Here is a 24,388-nt window from a genome sequence, read left to right as displayed (position 1 = left end):
CATATCATCATTACGCTTTAATACCCACTACCCGATGCAGCCTGAATGAAAGCTGCAGATGCTTTCGTGCGCTTAAATATATTTACTATGTATGGAAGCTGCTCAAACATTTTGCTTGAAACGAAGAGGGAGGATATTTTTTATGCCATTGGTATCAATGACGGAAATGCTGAAAACAGCACAAAAAAATCAGTATGCCGTAGGACAGTTCAACTTGAACAACATGGAATTCACCCAGGCCATTCTTCAGGCGGCTGAAGAAGAAAAATCCCCAGTAATCTGCGGTGTTTCTGAAGGCGCGGCCCGCTACATGGGCGGCTTCGAAACAGTAGTTACGCTGGTAAAAGCGTTGATGAAAGAATACAACGTAACAGTACCTGTAGCCATTCACCTCGACCACGGTTCGAGCTTTGAAAACTGCATGAAGGCAATGAAAGCAGGATTTACTTCTGTAATGATCGACGGCTCCCACCATCCGCTCGAATACAACATTGAAATGACTAAGCGCGTTGTAGACGCTGCACACGCGATCGGCGTATCTGTAGAAGCCGAGCTCGGCCGTGTAGGCGGACAGGAAGACGACCTGGTCGTTTCTGAAGCGGAAGAAGCTTACGCTATTCCTGCAGAATGTAAAGAGCTTGTAGAGCAGACTGGTGTTGACTGCTTCGCAGCAGCGCTTGGTTCTGTACACGGTCCATACAAAGGCGAGCCGAACCTCAGCTTTACCCGTATGGAAGAAATCCAGCAGCTCGTGGACGTTCCATTCGTTCTGCACGGTGGTACAGGCATTCCGACAGAAGATGTGAAAAAAGCGATCCGCTACGGTCACGCAAAGGTGAACGTAAACACGGAAAGCCAGATGTCTTCTGCGGCGAAAGTACGGGAAGTACTGGCAGAGCAGCCGAACCAGTATGATCCTCGTAAATACCTCGGTCCGGCGCGCGATGCCGTCAAAGAAACAGTGAAGTTCAAAATGCAGGAATTTGGTTCTTCCAACCGGGCATAATCAATGAGCATGAAGCGAAGAAAAGGGGCCCGGCAACGGGCCGCCTCTTTCTCCGCCTTACTTTCTTCTTCCCATAGTAAAATGATTTGCAAGCGTTTGCTTGAACTGGATAAAGAGTACTAAATAATAGGAGGGTAAACGCATGAAGTTTTTTGTAGATACAGCGAATGTCGATGAAATCAGAGAGGCGAATGACCTCGGAATTCTCGCCGGCGTCACCACAAATCCGAGTCTTGTCGCCAAAGAAGGCGTAGACTTTCATGAACGGTTAAAAGAGATTACGGCTATCGTGGACGGTTCCGTCAGTGCCGAAGTCATTTCGACGGAAGCAGAAGGCATGATTACGGAAGGCCGGGAGCTCGCAAAAATCGCTCCGAATATTACGGTTAAAGTTCCAATGACACTGGAAGGCATGAAGGCCGTAAAGGTCTTTACAGAAGAAAACATTCAGACAAATGTCACGCTCGTCTTTTCTTCCGTGCAGGCGTTAATTGCGGCAAGGGCAGGAGCGACATACGTTTCCCCATTCCTTGGGCGCCTGGACGATATCGGCCACAACGGCCTGGACCTGATCAGTGAAATTTCCGAGATCTTTAACGTTCACGGCATTGAAACGCAAATTATTGCTGCATCCGTGCGCCATTCCACGCATGTGGCAGAAGCAGCGGCCCGCGGTGCCCATATCGCGACCATTCCGTTTAAGGTCGTTCCCGGCCTTCTGAAGCATCCGCTGACAGATCAGGGAATCGAAAAATTCCTGAGCGACTGGGAAAACCGTAAGCAGTAAAATAAAACAGCACAGGCTTCTGCAGGGTTTCTGCAGAAGCTTTTTTGTATGAAAATTCAGCCAAATTCTCTTGCTAATAAGTGGAAAAACATCTATGCTGAAAAAAGAAAACACTTTTAACGATTAGTAGGACACAAATAGTATAAAAAGGACAGTCCCCGCCCGGGTCCGGGCTTCAGCTTTTACATGCCGTCCATACAGATTGGCCGGGAATGCTGAATAATGACTATAGAGGATGATTGCATGCAGAAAATGATTATTGAAGGCGGCAGGCCCCTTGAAGGACAGGTGTCGGTCAGCGGAGCGAAAAACAGTGCAGTGGCGCTTGTGCCCGCAGCGCTGATGGCAAATGGTCACGTAACGCTTGAGAACCTTCCCGACATTCACGATATCGACACGCTGGCTGAAATTTTGCAGGATGTGGGAGCGAATGTAAAAACGGAAAATCACCGGATGAAAATTAATGCGAAGAATGTTCGTCCGCTGTCGATGCCAAATGGCAAAGTAAAGAAGCTGCGTGCCTCCTACTATCTGATGGGAGCGATGCTCGGCCGGTTTAAAAAGGCAGTGATCGGCATGCCGGGCGGCTGCTATCTCGGACCTCGGCCGATTGATCAGCACATCAAAGGCTTCGAAGCTCTCGGTGCCACGGTTGAAAATGAACACGGCTTGCTCCATATTCACGCCAAAGAGCTGAAAGGCGCCCGTATTTACCTGGATGTGGTGAGCGTCGGGGCAACGATTAACATAATGATGGCGGCAGTCATGGCCAAGGGCCGGACAGTCATCGAAAACGCCGCGAAGGAACCCGAAATTATCGACGTAGCCACGCTTTTGACAAATATGGGGGCAAATATTAAAGGCGCAGGAACAAATGTTATACGGATTGATGGTGTAGAAGAACTGAATGGATGCACTCATTCAATTATCCCTGATCGGATCGAGGCGGGTACCTATATGATTGCCGGTGCGGCTATGGGGAGTGAAGTAGTGATCGATAACGTCATTCCGGATCACCTCGAAGCGTTAACGGCCAAGCTCCGTGAAACAGGAACAGGTGTTGAATGGTATGACAATTCGGTCCGGATCACGGGAGCGGAACGGCTGCAGGCTGTGCAGTTAAAAACCCTCGTTTACCCCGGATTCCCTACCGATCTGCAGCAGCCGTTCACGGCGCTTATGACAAGAGCTGAAGGAAAAACGATTGTTCACGACACCATCTATCCGTCCCGGTTCAAGCACGTGGATGAACTGTCGCGCATGGGAGCGGACGTGACTACCGGTGAAGGCACTGCGATTGTGCGGGGGCCGGCGCAGCTTCAGGGGGCACAGGTGGCAGCAAGCGACCTGAGAGCCGGAGCTGCCCTGATTGTAGCCGGGCTGATGGCTGAAGGCCGTACCGTTATTACCGGGTTTGAGCATGTGGCCCGGGGCTATGAAAAAATCGAGCATAAATTGCGTTATTTGGGCGCTGATATTCGTTTGGAGACTATCAGCGGACAGGAAATGCAGGAAATTCAAAATTCGTAAGCTTGGGGGAGTATAACAATGGAAAGAAGTCTATCGATGGAGTTAGTACGGGTGACCGAAGCAGCGGCGTTATCGTCTGCACGCTGGATGGGCCGAGGGAAAAAGGATGAGGCCGACGATGCTGCTACAAGCGCAATGCGCGATGTGTTTGACACGATCCCGATGAAAGGGACCGTGGTCATTGGCGAAGGGGAAATGGATGAAGCCCCTATGCTCTACATTGGGGAAAAGCTCGGGACCGGATTCGGCCCGAGAGTCGATGTGGCAGTAGATCCGCTTGAAGGGACAGAAATCGTTGCCAGCGGCTCCTGGAACGCTCTCGCGGTGCTTGCCATTGCTGACCATGGAAGGCTTCTCCATGCTCCGGATATGTATATGGATAAAATTGCGGTAGGACCTGAAGCGATCGGGACAATTGATATCGATGCGCCGGTCGCAGACAACCTGCACGCCGTAGCAAAGGCAAAAGGCAAGGATATCGAAGACGTTGTTGTCACTATTTTGGACAGAGAGCGCCACGCTAAACTGATTCAGGACGTCCGCGACACCGGTGCCCGTATCAAGCTGATTCCTGCCGGGGATGTGGCCGGTGCGATTAATACCGCATTTGATGAAACAGGTGTGGATATACTGCTCGGCTCCGGGGGAGCTCCGGAGGGCGTTATTGCTGCGGTCGGACTCAAATGTCTGGGCGGGGAAATGCAGGGCAAGCTTCTTCCGCAGAACGACGATGAACTGGCCCGGTGCACAGAAATGGGTATTGACGACGTCAACCGGCCGCTTCTGATGTCAGATCTGGTCGGCGGGGAGGACTGCATCTTTGCCGCTACCGGCGTAACAGAGGGGGAGCTGCTGAAGGGCGTGAATTTTAAAAGCTCCAAAGCTACGACCCAGTCCCTTGTCATGAGGGCGAAATCAGGAACGGTCCGTTTTGTTGACGGCAAGCATAACGTGCAGAAAAAGCCGGACTTTGTGATCAGAGACGAATAGAACGGGCAGAGGGCAGGGGCACCTGTCCTTTTCTCATTTTATGCTGCAGGCGTTCCAGGCTGATAATTTCACTTGCAGACAGAGGCGTTCAAAGTTAAAATAATGAAGTACAATCCGTATTCGTAAAACGTTTACTGCCATTCAACAGTTCTCCTCTCCTTTATGCAGGGCATCCGTTCCTTTTCTTATCTTCCAATTATCCCAACACTTTTTGCTGGAAAGCCATAACGGAAATAAAAAAGGCAGCTTACATTCACAAAGTGTAAGTGTTTCTTCACGTTGACGGAACTAATATATATGATTATTTTTTTACATTCATAATAGAAAAAGAAAGTGGTGACCGCATTGGCAGTCAACATCGCAGAGCTCGAAACAATGACGCTGAAAGAATTGTACCGGCTCGCCAAAGAATACAAGGTATCGTATTACAGCAAATTAAACAAACGGGAACTTGTCTTTGCAATCTTAAAAGGACAGGCGGAAAAAGACGGGCTGATGTTTATGGAAGGCGTGCTTGAAATTATCCAGACAGAAGGCTACGGTTTTCTGCGCCCGATTAACTATCTGCCGAGCACGGAGGATATTTATATCTCTGCCTCGCAGATCCGCCGTTTTGACTTGAGAAATGGGGATAAGGTTTCCGGAAAGGTACGTCCGCCGAAGGATTCGGAGCGGTACCACGGCCTGCTGCAGGTGGAAGCAGTTAACGGTGAGGACCCGGACTCTTCGAAGGAGCGCCCGCATTTTCCGGCCTTGACACCGCTGTATCCGGACGAGCGCATGCAGATGGAAACTCATCCCAATCGCGCCTCTTCACGGATTATCGACCTGATCACCCCGGTAGGCTTCGGCCAGCGCGGACTCATTGTGGCTCCACCAAAAGCCGGAAAGACGTCGCTGTTGAAAGAAGTCGCCAACAGCATTACGGAAAACCATCCGGAAACTGAGCTGATTGTACTGCTTGTGGATGAACGCCCGGAAGAGGTTACAGACATCGAGCGTTCTGTAGACGGAGACGTGGCCAGCTCTACATTTGATGAGGTTCCCGAAAACCATATTAAAGTTTCTGAGCTTGTTCTTGAACGGGCGATGCGGCTCGTAGAGCACAAAAAAGATGTCGTCATTCTGCTCGACAGCATTACCCGTCTTGCGCGGGCGTACAATCTGGTGCTGCCGCCAAGCGGCCGGACGCTTTCCGGTGGTATTGACCCAGCAGCCCTTCACCGCCCGAAGCGCTTCTTCGGGGCAGCCCGTAATATTGAAGAAGGCGGAAGTCTGACCATCCTGGCGACGGCTCTTGTAGAAACAGGATCTCGGATGGATGATGTGATTTATGAGGAATTTAAAGGAACAGGAAACATGGAGCTCCACCTCGACCGCCGTCTGGCCGAGCGCCGCATTTTCCCATCGATCGATATCCGCCGCTCGAGCACCCGGAAAGAAGAGCTGCTCGTTTCCAAGGAGCATCTGGATAATTTATGGGCGATCCGCAAGACGATGAACGATTCCCCGGATTTTGTGGATCACTTTATCCGGCGCATTAAGCAGACCAAAACGAACGAAGAATTTTTCGAGGAGCTTCAGAAAGATAAGCAGGGAAAAGTAACGACCGGAAGGAAATAAACGAAATGAACGATTGATAAATTCCGGGGAAGTTGTTATAATCTCGTTATGTGTGAAAAAGAGAAGAATCGAAAGGAAGTGACCAGCTATGAAACAACAAGTGCATCCGGAATATCATAAAGTTGTATTTATGGATACAAGTACGGGATTCAAGTTTTTGAGCGGTTCGACAGAAAGCTCGTCTGAAACTATCGAATGGGAAGACGGAAACACGTACCCAGTAATCAAAATTGAGGTAAGCTCCGACTCCCACCCGTTCTACACCGGCAAGCAGAAACAGAACACTGCCGGCGGCCGTGTGGACAAGTTCAAAAGAAAATACAACCGCTAAGCACAATGGTTGGTTAAAGGCGGAAGCTGCGGCTTCCGTCTTTTTTATATCACGAGCAAGAACCGAAACCGATAAGCAGGGGAGAAAAATATGGCGCAGTTATTTTTTAAATACGGAACAATGAACAGCGGCAAGTCCATCGAAATTTTAAAGGTGGCCCATAACTATGAAGAGCAGAACAAGCCGGTGCTCATCTTCACATCGGGACTTGATGACCGGCGCGGCGTCGGATATGTAGCAAGCAGAATCGGTGTGGAGCGTGAGGCTGTACCAGTGTTTGAAGACACAAACATTTACGATATCGTCCGTCAGGAAGAAGAGCGTCCGTTCTGCATCCTCGTGGATGAGGCGCAGTTTCTGTCCCAGGAGCACATCATTCAGCTGGCGGAAATTGTGGATAACCTTGATATTCCGGTGATGAGCTTCGGGCTGAAGAACGATTTTCAGAATGAATTGTTTGAAGGCAGCAAGCACCTGCTGCTCTACGCGGACAAAATTGAGGAAATGAAGACCATCTGCTGGTTCTGTCATAAAAAAGCAGTCATGAATTTAAGACTCGACGGGGAGGGCCGGCCGATTTATACGGGCGATCAGATCCATATCGGCGGCAATGATTCCTATTATCCGGTATGCCGGAAATGTCATGCGAACCCGCCTATTGCCCTGTAAACAAAAAACAAGCCAGCCGGAGCAGTGCCGGCTGGCTTTACCTGTACAGGAAGACTGTTATTTCGCCCGCCTGATCACCTGCTGGAGCGGATCCCACACTTTATTGTACGGCGGCGCGTAGCTCAGGTCCAGATCCTCAAAATCACTTACCGTCATACGGTGGAAGAGGGCGGTGGCCAGAACGTCGAGCCGTTTGTCTGTGCCTTCACCACCGATAAGCTGGCCGCCGAGGATAATGCCGGTGTCCGGGCAGTACGTGACTTTGATATGAAGCTTGCTATTTCCCGGGAAATAGCCGGCATGGCTCGAGGTAGTAAGCATCTCACTGCGGTGGGGAAAGCGCATGTCAGCAGCCTCAGCGTCGGAGATGCCGGTTTTCCCAAGCGTCAGGCTGAAAAAGCGGAGAATGGAGGTGCCGGTTACTCCTTTGAATGATTTTACGCTTCCAGCCATGTTCATGCCGGCGACGCGCCCCTGCTTGTTGGCATGGGTTCCGAGCGGAAGATAATCATCGATCTCCTTGATGCGGTGAAACTGGGTAGCGCAGTCGCCGGCGGCATATATATCAGAGATGTTAGTTTCCATATAGCGGTTCACCTGGAGGGCTCCGTTAGCATGGCGGAACAGGCCGCATTTGGACACCATTTCCGTATTCGGGCGCAGGCCGACGCCTGCGATTACCGCATCGGTGTCGATCACACGACGGTCGGTATGAACGGCTTCGACCCGGCCTTTGCCCGCCAAATGCTGAATGTTTTCCTCAAGCAGCAGCTCAATGCCGTTCGCCTCCGCTTCCTCAGCGATATATGCTGCCATGTCCGCATCGAATATGCCGGCCAGCTGATCACCGCGCTGCAGAAGCGTTACTTTCTTGCCGGCGTGAATACAGTTTTCCGCCACCTCAAGGCCGATATAGCCGCCTCCGACGACAGTGACGTGGTTTACATGCGTAAGATCTGCTTTGATCGTTTCGGCATCCGGAATCGTTTTCAGCGTATGAACGCCTTTAAGCTCCCGTCCCGGCCAGTCTGGCAGGAGCGGTCGCCCGCCGGAAGCAATCAGCAGCTTGTCATACGTAATCTGAAACGGTTTGCCGGTGCCGGTATGTACACCCGTCACTTCTTTTGTATCCGCATCGGCCCCGGTTACCTCGTGGTTTACCCGGGCATCGATGCCGTACTTTTCCCGGAACGTATCGACGTCGCGGGCGATTAAACTCTCGCTGTCTTCGACTTCGCCCCCGAGTATGTAAGGAAGGCCGCACTGGGCGTAGGAATATATTTCTCCCGCTTCGAGTGTAGTAATTTCTGCGTTCTCATCCTGCCGGTAGATCTGCATAGCTGCACTCATGCCGGCGGCGTCTCCGCCGATAATAACGTATTTCATTGTTTTTCCCCCTTCTGCTTAAACAATAGACACTTACAGGGCGGTTTCCCCGCTCCCGTACTGATCAAACGAAATTTCTGGACACGGTGGTATTTTGACGCCCCTATGCCCCTGTATTATAATTAGTATACTGTAAAGGAGAATGAGAAGCGTGTAAAACGTAACGAAATACATTCCACCCGGATAAAATTTAAAAAATAGAGGTGAACGGTGTGTTAGAGCGACTGCAGACGGTAGAAGACCGTTATGAATATTTAAACGAACAGCTGAGCGACCCGGAAATCGCAAACGATCCGAATAAAATCAAGGAGCTGTCCAAAGAACAGGCACAGATGCAGCGGACGGTGGAGGTTTACCGGGAATATAAAGAAGCCCGGCAGCAGCTTGATGAAGCGAAATCGATGCTTGAAGACGAGCTCGATGCGGAAATGAAAGACATGGTAAAATCGGAAGTTGAAGAACTGAGCGAGCGTATCGAAAACCAGGAGGAAGAGCTCCGGAGGCTCCTTCTTCCGAAGGATCCAAATGATGACAAAAACGTCATTATTGAAATACGCGGAGCCGCCGGCGGGGAAGAAGCGGCGCTGTTTGCCGCTGATTTGTACAAAATGTACTCCCGCTATGCGGAGAAGCAGGGATGGAAAGCAGAAGTCGTGGAATCGACCCCAAGTGACCTCGGCGGCTACCGGGAAATCATTTTTATGATTAACGGGGATTCGGCATATTCGAAAATGAAATATGAAAACGGAGCCCACCGGGTTCAGCGGGTGCCAAGCACGGAATCGGGCGGACGCGTGCACACATCCACAGCTACAGTGGCTGTTCTTCCGGAAGCCGAGGAAGTGGAAGTGGACATTCACGATAAGGATATCCGCGTCGATACGTTCGCAGCAAGCGGTCCCGGTGGTCAGAGTGTAAACACGACCATGTCGGCGGTGCGTCTGACCCACGTGCCGACAGGCATTGTTGCTTCCTGTCAGGACGGAAAATCCCAGATTAAAAACAAGGAAAAAGCAATGACGATTCTTCGTGCCCGGGTGTATGACAAATTCCAGCAGGAAGCCCAGGCGGAGTATGATGAAAACCGGAAATCAGCAGTAGGAACCGGAGACCGTTCCGAGCGGATCCGGACGTACAATTTTCCGCAGACACGCGTAACTGATCACCGTATTGGCCTGACGCTGCAAAAGCTGGACCAGATTCTTCAGGGAGAGCTTGATCAGATTATCGAACCGCTCGTAATGGAAGAACAGGCCGAGCTGATGGAAAAAGCAGGCGAAGCGTAATGAAAGAAGAACTATTTGTATTTGAAGCCCGGAGATGGGCTTCTTCTTTTTTGAGTGAGCACGGAAGAGAAGAAACGGCAGCCGACTGGCTTCTGGAGCATCATATGCAGCTTTCCCGTTCCCAGCTGCTGTCTGCTGCGAGAGAGAAGATAGCGTTAGAGACGTGGGAGCATTTTCAGCAGGACGTGCGTCTTCACGCAGCCGGGACACCGGTGCAGCATTTAACCGGCAGCAGCTTTTTTTACGACCGCGAGTTTTACGTCAATCCGGACGTGCTGATTCCCCGGATGGAAACCGAGGAGCTCGTCTGGCACGTGATCGACTGGGTGCAAAAAAACAAGGAGCTGAAATCCCCGAAAATCGTCGACGTTGGCACCGGCAGCGGCATTATCGCAGTTACGCTCGCGCTGGAGCTTGTATCGGCGCAGGTGCAGGCTGTGGATATTGACAGCCGGGCACTGGAGACGGCTAAACGAAACGCAGAACGGCTGCAGGCGCCGGTCACCTTTCATCAGGAATCGTTTCTTGAAGGCATGGCGTCCCGGAGGGAGCAGGCGGACGTTATTGTATCCAATCCTCCCTATATTCCAAAAGAGGAATGGGAGCAGCTCGATCCGCTCGTCCGGGACCGGGAGCCTGCGGTTGCTTTGATTGGTAAAGGAAGGGAAGGCATCCACAGCTATGAAGAAATTATCAAATGTGCTGCCGAAGTTCTGGCCCCGGGAGGATTCCTTGCCTTTGAAATCGGCTGGCAGCAGGCGAAAGTCGTGATGGAAGCAGCGGAAAAGGTGTTTCCGGGAAAAAGAATCCAGGTAATAAAGGACTTGAATGGGAACGACCGAATCGTTACAGTTGTGAATAAGTGAAAAAGTTATCCACGATTTGTGGATAACAAAATACAAACACCTCCATATATGTGGAAAACATTAAATTTTCGTAAATAATGTAAATTCGAAGACTGAATTAACAGCGGAAATTAAAGTTATCCACAGAAAATGAGCCTCTGTGAATAGTGTGAAAAACCTAAATTAATGTAAAATAAACCCTGTTGTTAAGGCATTTTAAATTTTTGGAAGGAACGAAGGCCGAATGAGTTATAAACAGACGGTTATAAAAAATGTGGATAAAATAAATGAAGCCTCTGCGAAGAACTCTGTACTAAAGGAAATGGGGCTGTGGATAACGCAGGGCAAAACAGTGGCGCTCCCGACAGAAACCGTTTACGGTCTGGGGGCAAACGCGTTATCCACGGATGCTGTCCGGGCGATTTTTGAAGCTAAAAACCGTCCGCCCGACAATCCGCTGATTGCCCATATTGCTGACCGTGCCCAGCTCACTGCGCTCGGAGTTACCTGGACAGAGAGCATGGAAAAGCTTATGGATGCGTTCTGGCCGGGCCCGTTGACGCTCATATTCCCGCTTACAGAAGAAACTCCTCTGTCGCCCCTTGTAACGGCGGGGCTGTCCACAGTGGCTGTCCGGATTCCGGAGCATGAGGTCGCGAGGGCAGTGCTGAAGCAGGCCGGTGTACCAGTCGCAGCCCCGAGTGCCAACCGGTCCGGCTCCCCGAGCCCGACCACGGCGGAGCACGTCTACAGCGACCTGCATGGGAAAATTGACGCGGTGATCGATGGCGGCCCGTGTGGATACGGAGTGGAGTCCACCGTCGTGGACTGTACGGCAGAAGTCTGCTGGATTCTGCGTCCGGGAGGAGTTACTAAAGAGCAGATTGAGCAGGTACTCGGCCCGGACACCGTCCGCTACTCGAAAGGTGCTTCTTCAGAGGAAGCACCTGCAGCACCGGGGATGAAATACCGTCACTATTCGCCGGTAACCTCCCTCTATTTAATGAAAGGACGGGAGGAAGCATGGCAGAAAAAGCTCTGGGCCTGCCAGGAGGACGGAAAGAAGGTAGCGGTGCTTGCCGTGGAAGAGAACAAATCAGCGTGGAGGCAGGCGGACGTCTTTCTTAGTTTAGGCTCGCGCCGGGCGCCAGAAGAAACGGCAGCAAAATTGTACGCTGTTCTTCGCGAATTAGATACAATGGAGGTGGACGCTGCGTTCTGTGAAGTTTTTTCAGAAGAAGGGATAGGGACCGCACTCATGAACCGTCTGGAAAAGGCATCATCTTCAGAGTAATGAAAACTTCTGCAAGGAGTCGATGACGATGAGTTATCATGTATTGTTTATTTGTACAGGGAACACGTGCCGGAGTCCGATGGCCGCTGCACTGATGAAGCATCACTATCCGGAGGTGGAGGTGGCTTCAGCCGGGGTGATGGCTACAAATGGAGAGCCGGCAGCAGCAGAAGCCGTCCGGGCGATGGATGAAAGACAGGTGGAGATGGATCATGAATCCCAGCCGCTCACGAAGGAATTAATCGACTGGGCGGACGTTATCTTTGCAATGACCCAGGGGCATAAAGATATTATGCAGCGGATGTTTCCGGCTGCGGAAACGAAAACTGTACTCTTAAAGGAATATGCCCAAAGCGATGGGGATAAGGATATTGGAGACCCTATCGGTGGAGGCCGGAAGGTGTATCATGAAACGGCCGAGGAAATGGAAGAAGCGCTTCAGGCAGCATGGGAGCGGTATAGGAAAGAAAAATCGCTGGACTGAGCCTGGAGATTTACAGGCTGATGGATACGTGAGAAACTGAAAACAGTACAATCAAACGGAGGAGAGGTTTGACATGAAAGTAGCATTGGGTGCCGATCACGGCGGATATGAATTAAAAGAGGAAATCAAAGCTGTACTGGACGAAGCAGGAGTGGAATACGAAGACCTGGGCTGTGACTGCAGTGATTCTGTGGACTATCCGGACTACGCGGTGCCGGTGGCTGAAAAAGTAATGGCCGGCGAAGTGGACCGCGGGATTCTTGTCTGCGGCACAGGCATCGGCATGTCGATTGCTGCGAATAAAGTTAACGGCATCCGCTGCGCGCTTGTCCATGATGTATTCAGTGCGAAGATGACCCGGGCGCATAACGACAGCAATGTACTGGCTATGGGCGCGAGAGTTGTTGGTTCCGGCCTCGCCGGTGAAATTGTCAAAGCATGGATCAGCACGGAACATGAAGGTGGCCGGCACGCCGACCGCATTCAAAAAGTAGCAGCTATTGAACAATAAGGAACGAAGAAAGGATGAGTTGTCATGGTGAACAAAGCAGAATGGCAGCACCCTTTACGTGAATTGTTAGCTTCATTAAAAGAACAGGCGTCGCTCCGCAGCGGCCAGGTGCTTGTGATTGGCACGAGCACAAGTGAAGTGCTCGGGGAGCATATCGGTAAGGCAGGCTCTGAGGAAGTAGCCGAAGCGCTGTTTGACGTCTTTCAGGAGTTCCGGGAAGAATCCGGCGTGCACCTTGCATTTCAGGGCTGTGAGCATATTAACCGGGCGCTCACGGTGGAAAGGGAAACGGCGGAAGCCTACGGCCTCGAAGCAGTAAGTGTGGTGCCTCACCCAAGGGCAGGCGGTTCGATGAGCTCGTATGCATATAAACACATGAGTGAGCCGGTCGTCATAGAAGCGGTAAAAGCAGATGCAGGCATTGATATCGGCTCCACCCTGATCGGTATGCACTTGAAGCCGGTGGCAGTTCCGGTGCGCGGCCCGCAGAAGCAGATTGGTTCTGCCTATGTAACGATGGCAAAAACACGGCCGAAGCTGATCGGCGGTGAGCGTGCCCGCTACGAATAGCCGCCGCTGTACGGAAAGAGGCCTGGAAAAGAATCGCATGCCGCGGTTCTTTTTTCTTCCCATGCCGGCAGAAAATAAAGAAATCCGAAAAAATTTCGAAAGGTACGGAATTTCGTAAAAAATACGTGTTACAATGAAAAACATAGTAACACGGAGAGAAAAATAACGAACGAAATATTAACGGAAAAGATAATCGTTCGCTATTGCACCGAAAGGGAAGGGAGATTTACAGATGGAAACTAAGGTAAATGCAGAAAGTGTACAAACGCAGGACCCGGCCATATTTGAGGCAATGCAGAAGGAGCTGGGGCGCCAGCGCGATAAGATTGAGCTGATCGCTTCGGAAAATTTCACGAGCCGTGCAGTAATGGAAGCGCAAGGGTCCGTGCTTACCAACAAATATGCGGAAGGCTACCCGAACCGCCGCTATTACGGCGGATGTGAGCACGTGGACACGGTCGAACAGCTCGCGATTGACCGGGCGAAGGAACTGTTTTCGGCAGAATACGCGAACGTGCAGCCTCACTCCGGCGCACAGGCAAATATGGCTGTTTACTATACGATTTTAAATCACGGCGACACAGTGCTTGGCATGAATCTTTCCCACGGCGGCCACTTAACCCACGGAAGCCCTGTCAACTTCAGCGGTGTGCAGTACAACTTCGTGGAATACGGTGTGACTAAAGAAGACCAGATGATCGATTACGATGAAGTGCTTCGCGTGGCAAAAGAAACGCAGCCGAAGTTAATCGTTGCCGGCGCAAGTGCATATCCGCGTGAAATTGACTTTAAAAAATTCCGCGAAATTGCCGATGAGGTAGATGCGTACTTAATGGTTGATATGGCACACATTGCCGGACTGGTAGCAGCAGGGGTGCACCAAAACCCGGTGCCTCATTCGCATTTTGTTACGACAACAACTCACAAAACGCTGCGCGGACCACGTGGAGGACTCGTGCTTTGTAAGGAAGAATTCGGCAAAAAGATTGATAAAGCAGTATTCCCGGGTCTTCAGGGTGGACCGCTTATGCACGTGATTGCAGCGAAAGCCGTTGCCTTCGGCGAAGCACTGCAGAAGGATTTCGTCACGTATTCCGAAAATGTTGTTAAAAACGCCCGAAGCTTAAGCGACTCGCTGCAGAGTGAAGGGATTACTGTTGTCTCGGGTGGCACCGACAACCACCTCGTGCTGATGGATACGCGCAGCCTGGAGCTGACAGGGAAAATAGCGGAAAAAGCGCTGGACGAGGTCGGCCTCACAGCGAACAAAAACGCCATTCCGTATGACCCGGAAAAGCCATTCGTTACAAGCGGTATCCGTCTGGGCTCTGCAGCCGTTACGTCCAGAGGCTTTGGCGAAGAAGAAATGAAGGAAATAGGTGCCATCATTGCCTATACGCTGAAAAACCATGAAGACGCGGAAGCATTAAAAGAAGCGGCTGAACGCGTGAAAGCTTTAACGGGCCGTTTCCCAATTTACGAATATCTGTAAGGTGGCAGGCCCCGGCCAAAAAACGGGGCATGGATACAGCTGTTCTCCTATTTAAAGGAGGCAGCTGTTTTTCTTTATAATTTCTGGAAGAATCCTTTGTTTTTCCGGGGTGAATGCAAGTGTGTTAGGGTATATGTAGATTGGGAAAAGGAGGGGTTCAAATGGTTTTTGCACTAAATGAAAAAGCGCCGATGTTCACGCTTGCTGATGTGAACGGCGAAGAATTTAAATTCGAAGAAAAAATAGGTAATGGATGGCAGCTGCTCGTGTTTTTCCGGGGCTCATGGTGTCCGGTATGTAAGGAAGAGCTGCAGGCCTGGGAAGAGCACCGCAGTTTTTTTGAAAATAATAATGTAAATATTACAGCCATCTCCACCGATAATCCCGAGGACCTGCGTACGATGACCGAAGAATACGGGCTCACGTTCCCGGTGCTCGTCGACGAAGCACTGAAGGTACTCGACGATTACGGCGTCTTTTATCACAGCTCGGAAGCGCCATATGAAGATCACGGAGCCCATGGGGAGCCGGCATATTTTCTGATCGACGAAGAAGGAAGATTTTTATACCAGCACCGCCAGACAAATCCATTCGGCCGGCCGGGCCCGAAAGAGCTGCGCAAAACGGTGAAATACATTGAAGACAATTTAAAATAAACGTTCGCAGCAGTGCATCCGGGCGCTGCTGTTATTTTCAGCAGCACGCAGAAGTTGCGGCATATTTCTGTCATTTTATATAACCTTGAATCCATCACGCTTTTTAGGTAGAATTTCTAAAGAATATGTTCGATAGGGACATGGGTTAATAAGCACCGGCTGACGCCGGGGAAAAAGGAGCCGACTATACTTATGGGAAATGTACATGTACTGGATCATCCGCTCATTCAACATAAACTTACATTCATCCGGGACGTCTCAACAGGAACGAAGGAATTCCGGGAGCTTGTCGATGAAGTGTCCACCCTGATGGCGTTTGAAATTACAAGAAACCTTCAGCTTCAGGAAGTAACGGTAGAAACTCCGGTGGGGCCGGCCAAATCCTATACGCTTGCAGGCAAAAAACTTGGAGTGGTGCCGATTTTGCGCGCAGGACTCGGCATGACCGACGGCATCATCAAATTGATTCCGGCGGCAAAGGTAGGTCACGTTGGGCTGTACCGGGATCCGGAAACGCTGCAGCCGGTGGAATATTATGTGAAGCTTCCGAGTGATGTCGAAGAGCGGGAATTTATCGTGATTGATCCGATGCTTGCGACAGGAGGTTCTGCTATTGAAGCATTGAACAGCCTGAAAAAACGCGGAGCCCAGAATATTAAGCTCATGTGTTTAATCGCAGCGCCTGAAGGAGTGGCACTCGTTCAGGAAGCACATCCGGACGTGGACATTTACCTGGCTTCGATGGATGAAAAGTTAAACGACAAAGGCTACATTGTTCCGGGTCTCGGGGACGCAGGAGACCGTTTATTCGGCACGAAATAATAGATGAGAGAGCTTTTCCTGTATGCGCGGAAAAGCTCTTTGATTTGTAAAGGCGTAGCCTGATAAAGAAGCGGGGCACTCAAATAACGTTTATGCATAGAGTGAATGCTGAATGTTCATGCTTGCTGCCCAACTTTTTCTTGACTTAAAAATAAGAAAATGTCACTTAATGGACACAAAATAAAAAATGCCTGAAACACGCGACAATAAAGGGTTTTATTAATTTTCTTGCATTGACATCGTGGGGCGGCTATTGTACGATAATGAAGAACGTATGATAAGGTTTACATATGGGAGAAATTTGGATTTCCTTCATAAACGGCAAAATTCACGCAATTGTTTCTTTTTTTTTGCCTAAAACATGTAAGGGACAACTATTGTTACGTAAAGTTGTATAAAAATTCTCTCAATGGATTTCGTAGTGTATTAACGGACTAATCAGTCTGTTCCGGAGGAAAAGGTGGCCCGCACATGAATGATACAGGCTTGTATCTCCGCTCGTTATTTATAGGATTGGCTGGAATGCTTGTATTGTACATAGCTCCGGCACTGATTCCAACGTTCCGGCAGGAAGCAGTGAGCTTATTTACAGGAGCGTGCGGAGGAGCCTTTAACATCTGGCACGCCCACCGGGAAACAAAACGAATCCAGAAGGCGGTACTCGCGGAAAAAAAGATTTTTCCGTTTGGCATGGCCACAAGGCTTGCAGTAGGAGTAGTCATTGCTATGCTCTATGCCCGGTTTCCGGAACAATTCCGTCTGCTTTACCTGGTGATTGGATTGTTCAGTCCTTATCTGCTGCTTTACGCTTTATCCATTCACTTCAGCAAAGGAAAGTAGTTTTTGGCTGCAGCGCACAATCGACTAACATAGTAAAGGGGTGACTGAGACTTGAATATAGAGCACGAATCGCCGTATATCTATGATTTGTTTGGTATACCCGGCTTCCACATTAATCTTTCCAATGTCATGATGCTGACTATTGCAGCAGTCATTGTGTTCATCATTGGGCTGGTGAGTGCGCGGACTCTCTCAATGAGACCGACTGGCATGCAGAATGTGTTTGAAATGGTGATTGAATTCGTCCGCAATATGATTGGAAGCACGATGGACTGGAAAACCGGGGAGCGTTTCTTCGGACTTGGAATTACGATTTTCCTGTTTATTCTGGTAGCGAATCTGCTCGGGATTCCGTTCATGCTGGTTAACGATGAAACCCACGTGCTTTGGTGGAAATCACCGACGGCTGATCCGGTTGTGACGATGACGCTGGCTGTAATGGTCATTGTGCTTTCGCACTTCTACGGCATCAAGATCCGCGGAGTGAAAGAGTACGGAAAGAACTACTTCCGTCCAAAGAAATTTCTCTTTCCGATTAACATTCTTGAAGAGTTTACCAACACATTGACACTCGGGGCACGGCTTTTCGGCAACCTGTATGCCAAAGAGATACTGCTTACGCTTCTGGCGACGGTAGGGACAGCTTTTCCTATCGGGACAGCACTTGGCATTATTCCAATGGTTGCCTGGCAGGGATACAGCCTGTTCATTGGTTTTATCCAGGCATTTATCTTCCTGGTACTGACCATGGTCTACATTTCGCATAAAGTGGAAACGGATCATTAATCACAGCAGCATCTGCAGAAACAACGAAACAACAATATAGTTTTAAACTAATTTAAGGAGGATTTGCACATGGGTCTTTTAGCAGCTGCAATCGCAGCAGGTTTAGCAGCAATTGGTGCAGGTATTGGCAACGCAATCGTAATCAAAGGGGCGATCGACGGTACTTCCCGTCAGCCGGAGCTTGGCGGCAGATTGCAGACACTTATGTTCATCGGTATTGGTCTTGTTGAGGCAGTTCCGATCATCGCAGTCGTTGTTGGTTTTATCACGCTTTTCCAATAAACATACGTTTTGGAAAGGGAAGCAAAATGGCGGAGTGGGGGAACTGGCTTCGCCATTCCTTTTGTATATCTAAGAAAGGAGTGAAATCTTTTGCCATCTACATTTGCGTTCGGAGATGTGCTTTTCTCACTTTTTACGTTTATCATTTTACTGCTTTTGCTTCGCCGGTTCGCCTGGGGTCCAATTGTGGAACAAATGAAAAAACGCGAAAACCACATTTCCAATGAAATAGAGACAGCGGAAAATCACCGTCAGGAAGCGGAAAAATATTTAGAAGAGCAGCGGGTGGAAATGGAGAAAGCGCGTGAAGAAGCGCAGTCCATCATTGAAACCTCCCGTAAAACGGCTCAGGAGCAGTCGAAGGAAATCATCCGGGAATCCCACGAAGAAGCCAACCGTGTGAAAGACAATGCCCTCGCAGATATTACGAGAGAGCGGGAGCAGGCAGTGGAAGCACTACGTGCCCAGGTCGGCCAGCTTTCTGTGTTAATTGCAACGAAAATTATTGAAAAAGAATTGAATGAAGAAGAACAGGAAAAACTGATTCAGGAATACGTACAGGAAAGCGGCGGTCGCTTATGAGTAATCCAACCCTGGCAAAACGCTATGCCCGCGCGCTTTTAAAAAGTGCAGAAGAGCACGGGGCTCTTGAAGAAACCAAGCAGGAATGGGAAGCGATGCTCGAAGTATTTCACGCTCACCCGGAGATTGCTCAGGTTTTCAGATACCCGTCCATCAGCCGTGAAAGAAAGCAGTCTTTCATTGCGAGTACATTTGGTTCCTGGAGTGAGCGCAGCCGTTCAATGCTGAATGTGCTGCTTGACCGGAAGCGGCTTCACCTGATTGATGAAGTGGCAGTGGAAGTGATTGCGCTGATTAACGACCGTCTCGGCATTGCCAACGCGGTCGTTTATACCGTGAAGCCATTAACGGAGGAAGAGAAGCAGGCAGTCTCCCGCAAGTTTGCCCAGCGGGTCGGAAAGCGCGAGCTTTATATTGAAAACAGAGTGGATCCTTCGCTCATTGGCGGCATGAAGGTGCACATTGGACATACAATTTTTGACGGAAGCATTCAAGGTCAGCTTGACCGCTTGCAGCGTAATATAACGCAAACGAATTTATCATGAATGGGGTGAATCCTGGTGAGTATCAAACCCGATGAAATTAGTTCTTTAATTAAACAGCAGATTGAACAGTTTGAAGCGGAAACAGAATCCAAAGAAGTCGGCATCGTCATTCAGGTAGGGGACGGTATTGCCCGCGCCTACGGCCTGGACAACGCGATGGCCGGTGAACTTCTGGAATTCGAAAACGGCGTCATGGGTATGGCGCAGAATCTTGAAGAAGGCAACGTGGGTATTATTATTCTCGGTGCCTATGAAGAAATTCGTGAAGGCGACCAGGTCAAACGGACCGGCCGCATCATGGAAGTGCCGGTCGGCGAAGAGCTGCTCGGACGTGTAGTTAACGCTCTTGGCCAGCCTGTAGACGGGCTCGGCTCCACAAACACGACCAAATCCCGTCCAATTGAAAGCGGAGCACCGGGAATTATGGACCGCCAGTCGGTATCCGAACCGCTCCAGACCGGTATTAAAGCCGTGGACACAATGATTCCTATCGGACGCGGCCAGCGTGAGCTCATTATCGGCGACCGCCAGACCGGTAAAACGGCAGTTGCGATCGATACGATTTTGAACCAGAAGGACGAAGACGTTATCTGCATTTATGTAGCTGTCGGTCAAAAAGACTCGACTGTCGCAGAGGTAGTGGATACGTTCCGCCAGAAAGGCGCTCTTGATTACACGATTGTCGTAAACGCCGGGGCTTCCGAGCCTGCACCAATGCTTTACCTGGCGCCGTATGCCGGAGCATCCATGGGCGAAGAGTTTATGTACAACGGCAAGCATGTGCTTATCGTATATGACGACTTAACTAAACAGGCGAACGCCTACCGTGAACTTTCCCTCCTTCTTCGCCGCCCGCCGGGCCGTGAAGCCTTCCCAGGGGACGTCTTTTACCTTCACTCCCGTCTGCTCGAACGTGCAGCAAAGCTGAGTGATGAGAAAGGCGCTGGTTCAATGACCGCTCTTCCAATCATTGAAACCCAGGCAGGGGACGTAGGTGCCTACATTCCAACAAACGTGATTTCCATCACCGACGGCCAGATCTTCCTGCAGGCGAACCTTTTCAACTCCGGCGTCCGTCCGGCCATCAACCCGGGTATTTCCGTATCCCGTGTCGGCGGTTCGGCTCAGACGAAGGCAATGAAAAAAGTTTCCGGTACACTCCGTCTGGATCTGGCATCGTTCCGTGAGCTTGAAGCATTCTCCCAGTTCGGTTCCGACCTGGACAAAGCGACGCAGGACAAACTGGCCCGCGGGGGAAGAACAGTAGAAGTACTCAAACAGGGACTGCACCAGCCGCTTCGTATGGAGCTGCAGGTAGCAATTGTGTTTGCCCTGACAAGAGGCTTCCTGGACAACATCCCGACAGACGATATCCGCCGTTACGAAAAAGAACTGCTTGCATATCTTGAGTCAAGTCATTCAGAGCTTTTGGCAGGTATTCGTGACACAGGAAAACTTCCGGACGAAGAAGAGTTCAAACAGGCGATTCAATCGTTTGAGAAGTCATTTAACCCTTCAAAATAAAGAGGGCCGAACGTAAAAAGGTTCAAAAGGTGGTGAACAGATGGCTTCCTTAAAAGAAATTAAAGGCCGTATCCAGTCGACGAAAAAAACGAAGCAGATTACAAGTGCCATGGAAATGGTTTCTGCGTCGAAGCTGAATAAGGCCCAGCAAAATGCTCAGCGATATGAGCCATATACGAAAAAAATTAAAGACGTTGTTTCCGGTATCGCTGCCGGCAGCAGCGGTATCTCCCACCCCATGCTTGAAGAACGGCCTGTAAAGAAGACCGGCTATATTGCCATATTTACAGATCAGGGGCTTGCAGGGGCATATAACTCGAATATTCTTCGGGACTTAATGCAAAAGCTGCGGGAGCGTCACCAGTCAAAGGACGAATACAGTGTGATTGTAATCGGCCGGACGGGACGGGACCTGTTAAAACGTTACGGCATTCCAATGTTCGATGAAATTACTGGCCTGCCGGACCAGCCGTCCTTTAACGATATTAAAAACGTTACGCGTCTTGCCGTCGATTTGTATGCAAATGAAGACGTAGACGAATTGTATATCTGGTACAACCACTTCATTAACCCGATCCAGCAGAAGGTAACAGAAAAGAAACTGCTGCCGTTGACGGAGGAAGTAAGTGAAGAGGACAGCAAAGGTACGGCCCAGTATGAATACGAGCCTTCGCCGGAAGCGATTTTAAAGCAGCTTCTTCCGCAGTATGCGGAAAGCTTAATCTACGGCGCCCTGCTTGATGCCAAAGCCAGTGAGTTCGGGGCCCGGATGACAGCGATGAGTGCAGCAACCGATAATGCCAACAACATGGTCGATGATTTAACCCTTTCCTACAACCGTGCCCGCCAGGCGGCCGTTACGCAGGAAATTACCGAAATCGTCGGCGGCGCAGCTGCGCTTGAATAGAAGAATCATTTCGTCCGGCCGAGCCGGACAGTAAGGAGGGGAACAATTACAATGAGTGAAGAAAACGGTCGAATTACTCAGATTTTGGGACCGGTTATTGATGTTCAGTTCCCAAGCGGTCAGCTTCCGGAACTAAACAACGCGCTCCGCGTATCACAGCCGGCCACCGAAAATAAGGATGCAATTGAAGTTACTCTCGAAGTTGCGCAGCATTTGGGCGACAACTCCGTGCGGACGATCGCGATGTCTTCGACAGAGGGTTTAATCCGCGGAACAGAAGTGACCAACACAGGAGAGTCTATTTCTGTTCCAGTTGGGAATGACACGCTGAGCCGCGTATTTAACGTTCTTGGTGAACCTATTGATATGAAAGAACAGGTGGAGGACAGCGTCGAACGCAAGCCGATCCACCGTAAGCCGCCGAAGTTTGACGAGCTTGCTGTGGAAACGCAGGTGCTTGAAACAGGCATTAAAGTCGTAGACCTGCTTGCCCCTTACGTAAAAGGCGGAAAAATCGGCCTGTTCGGCGGTGCCGGCGTAGGGAAAACTGTACTTATTCAGGAGCTCATCAACAACATTGCCCAGGAGCACGGCGGAATTTCCGTGTTTGCAGGGGTAGGGGAGCGTACCCGTGAAGGGAACGACCTTTACTTTGAAATGAGCGATTCCGGTGTTATTAATAAAGCAGCCATGGTGTTCGGCCAGATGAACGAGCCGCCAGGTGCCCGGATGCGCGTAGCTCTGACCGGTCTGACAATGGCAGAGCACTTCCGTGATGAAGAAGGGGCAGATGTGCTTCTCTTTATCGACAACATTTACCGTTTTACGCAGGCAGGCTCGGAAGTATCCGCCCTCCTCGGCCGGATGCCGTCCGCCGTTGGGTATCAGCCAACGCTTGCGACCGAAATGGGTCAGCTGCAGGAGCGTATCACCTCCACGAAAAAAGGATCGGTTACGTCGATTCAGGCAGTATATGTGCCGGCCGATGACTATACGGACCCGGCGCCGGCAACAACGTTTGCCCACCTTGACGCGACGACCAACCTGGAGCGCCGGCTGACGGAAATGGGTATTTATCCGGCGGTGGATCCGCTCGCTTCCACATCACGTGCGCTTGCACCGGAGGTTGTCGGTGAGGAGCATTACGATGTTGCTCAGCAGGTCAAACAAACGATCCAGAAATACAATGAACTCCAGGATATTATCGCCATCCTCGGGATGGAAGAGCTTTCCGAAGAAGACAAGCTCACGGTAAACCGTGCCCGCCGCATTCAGTTCTTCCTTTCACAGAATTTCCACGTGGCAGAGCAGTTTACCGGCCAGAAGGGTACGTACGTGTCCGTGCAGGATACAGTACGTGGATTTAAGGAAATTCTTGACGGGCAGCACGATGACGTGCCGGAAGACGCCTTCCGCCTTGTCGGCCCGATTGAAGATGTAGTGGAAAAAGCAAAATCTATGTCCTAAGGACGACACGGGGGGGGAAGAACACAGATGGCAACGATGCATCTCAGCGTAGTGACTCCGGACGGGTCCGTCTTTGATGGAGAAGTAGAGATGGTCAGTGTTCGTGCGGAAAGTGGCGAAATGGGGATTCTCCCCGGCCACGTTCCAACCGTGGCTCCTCTAAAGATTGATGCAGTCCGCATTAAGTATGACAACAAAGTAAAATTACTGGCTGTGAGTGAAGGATTCGTAGAAGTCCGCTCTGACGCCGTTAATATCTTAGCGGAATCTGCAGAAACTCCAGGAGAGATCGATCCGGAACGAGCCCGCATCGCCAAGGAGCGGGCGGAGGAACGACTGGACCGGATAAATGAAGAGGAAATTGATATCATGCGGGCGCGCCTGGCCTTAAAACGGGCCAACACCCGCCTGAAGGTTTCCGAAGGCTCATAGAAATACACCTGAAGAATCGTTTTTCCAAAAGGAGAAACGGTTCTTTTGTTTTATAGGCGTATAGTATCCGGCAGTGAATAGTGAAATCAAATAATAGCAGCACCTGCGTTTCTAAAGAAGATAGAACTATAGATGTTTGATTATGAATCCTTTATAATAAAATATGCTTATAGTTATAAAAATTTCCATAAAAATAGTACAAGACCTCGTGGGCCCAATAACCGCCGCACATAGTAGCAGAACCTTCGTCTCTTGTTTTCCCTGATGCATTTGGTTATTCTGAAACGTGGCTTAAAATTTGCAAAGAACTTTGTACAGCAACAAAGAAAGGCATGATGGCATGAATCCGGACGGCCAGGAAGCACTAATACATATCCTGCTTCATCTCTCTTTTTTTATCCTGACCTGGTGGTGTCTGCAGGCATTCCGGTTTGATGTTTTTATCCGGAGGCCGGAAAGCCTGAAGGGAAGACTTTTGATTATTTTGTTCGCTATTGCAATCAGCTACTCTGTAAGCAGCTTCTTTATCGATTATTTTGATTTTTCTTTGTATCTCCGTTACCTATTTTTCACACTTTTGGCATAAAAGATTATGAAAAAGCGGGAGCGGGTAAAGGATTCTGTATGAAATTCATCGATGCTGCCGGAATGGACACGGAAAAACTATCTCTTTACCTCTGTAACGTTTTGAGACGGGAAGCGACTAATGAAAAGGTTAGACAAATGGACGAAAGAAAAGCA

27 protein-coding genes are annotated in these 24,388 nt (G+C 50.0%); 26 read left to right on the top strand and 1 reads right to left on the bottom strand.

The window, feature by feature from the left end; translation table 11 throughout:
• The first annotated feature begins 142 nt into the window (after positions 1-142).
• The 7 genes from fba to ACTTK7_RS08730 all read left to right on the top strand — a co-directional run bounded on the left by fba (position 143) and on the right by ACTTK7_RS08730 (position 6,936).
• Positions 143-1,006 carry a class II fructose-1,6-bisphosphate aldolase gene (gene fba, locus ACTTK7_RS08760; RefSeq protein ID WP_462867481.1) on the top strand — a complete coding sequence of 288 codons (864 nt, stop codon included), beginning with the start codon at positions 143-145 and terminating at the stop codon, positions 1,004-1,006.
• A 142-nt stretch (positions 1,007-1,148) separates the two neighbouring features.
• Positions 1,149-1,793: a fructose-6-phosphate aldolase gene (gene fsa, locus ACTTK7_RS08755; RefSeq protein ID WP_462867480.1), complete on the top strand. Its 645-nt coding sequence runs from the start codon at positions 1,149-1,151 to the stop codon at positions 1,791-1,793.
• Positions 1,794-2,036: 243 nt separating this feature from the next.
• Positions 2,037-3,323, top strand: coding sequence for a UDP-N-acetylglucosamine 1-carboxyvinyltransferase (locus ACTTK7_RS08750; protein ID WP_462867478.1), 1,287 nt, complete (start codon positions 2,037-2,039; stop codon positions 3,321-3,323).
• A gap of 18 nt (positions 3,324-3,341) precedes the next feature.
• The gene (gene glpX / locus ACTTK7_RS08745) at positions 3,342-4,313 is read left to right on the top strand and encodes a class II fructose-bisphosphatase (protein WP_322525559.1); all 972 of its coding nucleotides are present in this window, start codon (positions 3,342-3,344) and stop codon (positions 4,311-4,313) included.
• A 345-nt stretch (positions 4,314-4,658) separates the two neighbouring features.
• Positions 4,659-5,936, top strand: coding sequence for a transcription termination factor Rho (gene rho, locus ACTTK7_RS08740; protein WP_462867476.1), 1,278 nt, complete (start codon positions 4,659-4,661; stop codon positions 5,934-5,936).
• 88 nt (positions 5,937-6,024) lie between these two features.
• The gene (locus tag ACTTK7_RS08735) at positions 6,025-6,267 is read left to right on the top strand and encodes a type B 50S ribosomal protein L31 (RefSeq protein WP_022794589.1); all 243 of its coding nucleotides are present in this window, start codon (positions 6,025-6,027) and stop codon (positions 6,265-6,267) included.
• Positions 6,268-6,357: 90 nt separating this feature from the next.
• Complete coding sequence (locus ACTTK7_RS08730; RefSeq protein ID WP_462867474.1) at positions 6,358-6,936, top strand: thymidine kinase; 579 nt, start codon at positions 6,358-6,360, stop codon at positions 6,934-6,936.
• Between the two features lie 57 nt (positions 6,937-6,993).
• Here ACTTK7_RS08730 and ACTTK7_RS08725 read toward each other — a convergent pair whose 3' ends face one another.
• The gene (locus ACTTK7_RS08725) at positions 6,994-8,322 is read right to left on the bottom strand and encodes an FAD-dependent oxidoreductase (protein WP_462867472.1); all 1,329 of its coding nucleotides are present in this window, start codon (positions 8,320-8,322) and stop codon (positions 6,994-6,996) included.
• Positions 8,323-8,534: 212 nt separating this feature from the next.
• On the opposite strand from ACTTK7_RS08725, the gene prfA reads away from it, so the two are divergent.
• The 19 genes from prfA (at position 8,535) to ACTTK7_RS08630 (ending at position 24,233) form a co-directional block, all read left to right on the top strand.
• Positions 8,535-9,608, top strand: a complete 1,074-nt coding sequence (gene prfA, locus ACTTK7_RS08720; RefSeq protein ID WP_462867470.1) for a peptide chain release factor 1 — start codon at positions 8,535-8,537, stop codon at positions 9,606-9,608.
• Complete coding sequence (prmC, locus tag ACTTK7_RS08715; protein WP_462867468.1) at positions 9,608-10,474, top strand: peptide chain release factor N(5)-glutamine methyltransferase; 867 nt, start codon at positions 9,608-9,610, stop codon at positions 10,472-10,474. The genes prfA and prmC overlap by 1 nt, the downstream gene beginning before the upstream one ends.
• A gap of 223 nt (positions 10,475-10,697) precedes the next feature.
• Positions 10,698-11,747: an L-threonylcarbamoyladenylate synthase gene (locus ACTTK7_RS08710; RefSeq protein WP_462867466.1), complete on the top strand. Its 1,050-nt coding sequence runs from the start codon at positions 10,698-10,700 to the stop codon at positions 11,745-11,747.
• A 28-nt stretch (positions 11,748-11,775) separates the two neighbouring features.
• Positions 11,776-12,231 (top strand): low molecular weight protein arginine phosphatase, encoded by a 456-nt coding sequence (locus ACTTK7_RS08705; RefSeq protein ID WP_462867464.1) that lies wholly within the window; start codon positions 11,776-11,778, stop codon positions 12,229-12,231.
• Positions 12,232-12,304: 73 nt separating this feature from the next.
• Positions 12,305-12,742: a ribose 5-phosphate isomerase B gene (rpiB, locus tag ACTTK7_RS08700; RefSeq protein ID WP_462867462.1), complete on the top strand. Its 438-nt coding sequence runs from the start codon at positions 12,305-12,307 to the stop codon at positions 12,740-12,742.
• A gap of 24 nt (positions 12,743-12,766) precedes the next feature.
• Complete coding sequence (locus tag ACTTK7_RS08695; protein WP_462867460.1) at positions 12,767-13,312, top strand: TIGR01440 family protein; 546 nt, start codon at positions 12,767-12,769, stop codon at positions 13,310-13,312.
• 232 nt (positions 13,313-13,544) lie between these two features.
• Positions 13,545-14,804, top strand: a complete 1,260-nt coding sequence (glyA, locus tag ACTTK7_RS08690; RefSeq protein ID WP_462867458.1) for a serine hydroxymethyltransferase — start codon at positions 13,545-13,547, stop codon at positions 14,802-14,804.
• Between the two features lie 161 nt (positions 14,805-14,965).
• Positions 14,966-15,460: a peroxiredoxin family protein gene (locus ACTTK7_RS08685; protein WP_462867456.1), complete on the top strand. Its 495-nt coding sequence runs from the start codon at positions 14,966-14,968 to the stop codon at positions 15,458-15,460.
• A 192-nt stretch (positions 15,461-15,652) separates the two neighbouring features.
• The gene (gene upp / locus ACTTK7_RS08680; protein WP_091613161.1) at positions 15,653-16,282 is read left to right on the top strand and encodes a uracil phosphoribosyltransferase; all 630 of its coding nucleotides are present in this window, start codon (positions 15,653-15,655) and stop codon (positions 16,280-16,282) included.
• Between the two features lie 471 nt (positions 16,283-16,753).
• On the top strand, positions 16,754-17,122 hold the full coding sequence (locus ACTTK7_RS08675) for an ATP synthase subunit I (RefSeq protein WP_462867454.1): 369 nt from the start codon (positions 16,754-16,756) through the stop codon (positions 17,120-17,122).
• Positions 17,123-17,179: 57 nt separating this feature from the next.
• Complete coding sequence (gene atpB / locus ACTTK7_RS08670) at positions 17,180-17,908, top strand: F0F1 ATP synthase subunit A (RefSeq protein WP_462867516.1); 729 nt, start codon at positions 17,180-17,182, stop codon at positions 17,906-17,908.
• Positions 17,909-17,977: 69 nt separating this feature from the next.
• Complete coding sequence (atpE, locus tag ACTTK7_RS08665) at positions 17,978-18,190, top strand: F0F1 ATP synthase subunit C (RefSeq protein WP_022794575.1); 213 nt, start codon at positions 17,978-17,980, stop codon at positions 18,188-18,190.
• A gap of 90 nt (positions 18,191-18,280) precedes the next feature.
• On the top strand, positions 18,281-18,772 hold the full coding sequence (atpF, locus tag ACTTK7_RS08660) for a F0F1 ATP synthase subunit B (RefSeq protein ID WP_462867452.1): 492 nt from the start codon (positions 18,281-18,283) through the stop codon (positions 18,770-18,772).
• Complete coding sequence (locus ACTTK7_RS08655; RefSeq protein WP_462867451.1) at positions 18,769-19,317, top strand: F0F1 ATP synthase subunit delta; 549 nt, start codon at positions 18,769-18,771, stop codon at positions 19,315-19,317. Before atpF ends, ACTTK7_RS08655 begins: the two co-directional genes overlap by 4 nt.
• A gap of 15 nt (positions 19,318-19,332) precedes the next feature.
• A complete protein-coding gene (gene atpA, locus ACTTK7_RS08650) occupies positions 19,333-20,841 on the top strand; it encodes a F0F1 ATP synthase subunit alpha (protein ID WP_462867449.1) in 1,509 nt (502 codons plus the stop codon).
• A 40-nt stretch (positions 20,842-20,881) separates the two neighbouring features.
• On the top strand, positions 20,882-21,748 hold the full coding sequence (atpG, locus tag ACTTK7_RS08645) for an ATP synthase F1 subunit gamma (protein ID WP_022794571.1): 867 nt from the start codon (positions 20,882-20,884) through the stop codon (positions 21,746-21,748).
• Between the two features lie 51 nt (positions 21,749-21,799).
• Positions 21,800-23,215 carry a F0F1 ATP synthase subunit beta gene (gene atpD / locus ACTTK7_RS08640; protein WP_462867446.1) on the top strand — a complete coding sequence of 472 codons (1,416 nt, stop codon included), beginning with the start codon at positions 21,800-21,802 and terminating at the stop codon, positions 23,213-23,215.
• A 27-nt stretch (positions 23,216-23,242) separates the two neighbouring features.
• Positions 23,243-23,647 carry a F0F1 ATP synthase subunit epsilon gene (locus ACTTK7_RS08635; protein ID WP_462867445.1) on the top strand — a complete coding sequence of 135 codons (405 nt, stop codon included), beginning with the start codon at positions 23,243-23,245 and terminating at the stop codon, positions 23,645-23,647.
• Between the two features lie 298 nt (positions 23,648-23,945).
• Entirely contained in the window at positions 23,946-24,233 is a 288-nt protein-coding gene (locus ACTTK7_RS08630; protein WP_462867443.1) for a DUF1146 family protein, read from the top strand.
• Positions 24,234-24,388 lie beyond the last annotated feature (155 nt).

Source organism: Marinococcus tarijensis, assembly GCF_054971385.1.
Note: the sequence above shows the minus strand (reverse complement) of the source record. Positions and strands in the feature narration are given on the sequence as shown.

Excerpts from the sequence above, each read along its gene's own strand:
- atpE (WP_022794575.1), top strand. The coding sequence starts at position 17,978 with ATGGGTCTTTTAGCAGCTGCAATCGCAGCAGGTTTAGCAGCAATTGGT.
- ACTTK7_RS08635 (WP_462867445.1), top strand. The coding sequence starts at position 23,243 with ATGGCAACGATGCATCTCAGCGTAGTGACTCCGGACGGGTCCGTCTTT.
- ACTTK7_RS08735 (WP_022794589.1), top strand. The coding sequence starts at position 6,025 with ATGAAACAACAAGTGCATCCGGAATATCATAAAGTTGTATTTATGGAT.
- rpiB (WP_462867462.1), top strand. The coding sequence starts at position 12,305 with ATGAAAGTAGCATTGGGTGCCGATCACGGCGGATATGAATTAAAAGAG.
- atpG (WP_022794571.1), top strand. The coding sequence starts at position 20,882 with ATGGCTTCCTTAAAAGAAATTAAAGGCCGTATCCAGTCGACGAAAAAA.
- ACTTK7_RS08655 (WP_462867451.1), top strand. The coding sequence starts at position 18,769 with ATGAGTAATCCAACCCTGGCAAAACGCTATGCCCGCGCGCTTTTAAAA.
- ACTTK7_RS08725 (WP_462867472.1), bottom strand. The coding sequence starts at position 8,322 with ATGAAATACGTTATTATCGGCGGAGACGCCGCCGGCATGAGTGCAGCT.
- ACTTK7_RS08685 (WP_462867456.1), top strand. The coding sequence starts at position 14,966 with ATGGTTTTTGCACTAAATGAAAAAGCGCCGATGTTCACGCTTGCTGAT.
- fba (WP_462867481.1), top strand. The coding sequence starts at position 143 with ATGCCATTGGTATCAATGACGGAAATGCTGAAAACAGCACAAAAAAAT.
- upp (WP_091613161.1), top strand. The coding sequence starts at position 15,653 with ATGGGAAATGTACATGTACTGGATCATCCGCTCATTCAACATAAACTT.
- ACTTK7_RS08705 (WP_462867464.1), top strand. The coding sequence starts at position 11,776 with ATGAGTTATCATGTATTGTTTATTTGTACAGGGAACACGTGCCGGAGT.
- ACTTK7_RS08730 (WP_462867474.1), top strand. The coding sequence starts at position 6,358 with ATGGCGCAGTTATTTTTTAAATACGGAACAATGAACAGCGGCAAGTCC.
- ACTTK7_RS08710 (WP_462867466.1), top strand. The coding sequence starts at position 10,698 with ATGAGTTATAAACAGACGGTTATAAAAAATGTGGATAAAATAAATGAA.
- prmC (WP_462867468.1), top strand. The coding sequence starts at position 9,608 with ATGAAAGAAGAACTATTTGTATTTGAAGCCCGGAGATGGGCTTCTTCT.
- ACTTK7_RS08750 (WP_462867478.1), top strand. The coding sequence starts at position 2,037 with ATGCAGAAAATGATTATTGAAGGCGGCAGGCCCCTTGAAGGACAGGTG.
- fsa (WP_462867480.1), top strand. The coding sequence starts at position 1,149 with ATGAAGTTTTTTGTAGATACAGCGAATGTCGATGAAATCAGAGAGGCG.
- ACTTK7_RS08695 (WP_462867460.1), top strand. The coding sequence starts at position 12,767 with ATGGTGAACAAAGCAGAATGGCAGCACCCTTTACGTGAATTGTTAGCT.
- glpX (WP_322525559.1), top strand. The coding sequence starts at position 3,342 with ATGGAAAGAAGTCTATCGATGGAGTTAGTACGGGTGACCGAAGCAGCG.
- atpD (WP_462867446.1), top strand. The coding sequence starts at position 21,800 with ATGAGTGAAGAAAACGGTCGAATTACTCAGATTTTGGGACCGGTTATT.
- glyA (WP_462867458.1), top strand. The coding sequence starts at position 13,545 with ATGGAAACTAAGGTAAATGCAGAAAGTGTACAAACGCAGGACCCGGCC.
- ACTTK7_RS08675 (WP_462867454.1), top strand. The coding sequence starts at position 16,754 with ATGAATGATACAGGCTTGTATCTCCGCTCGTTATTTATAGGATTGGCT.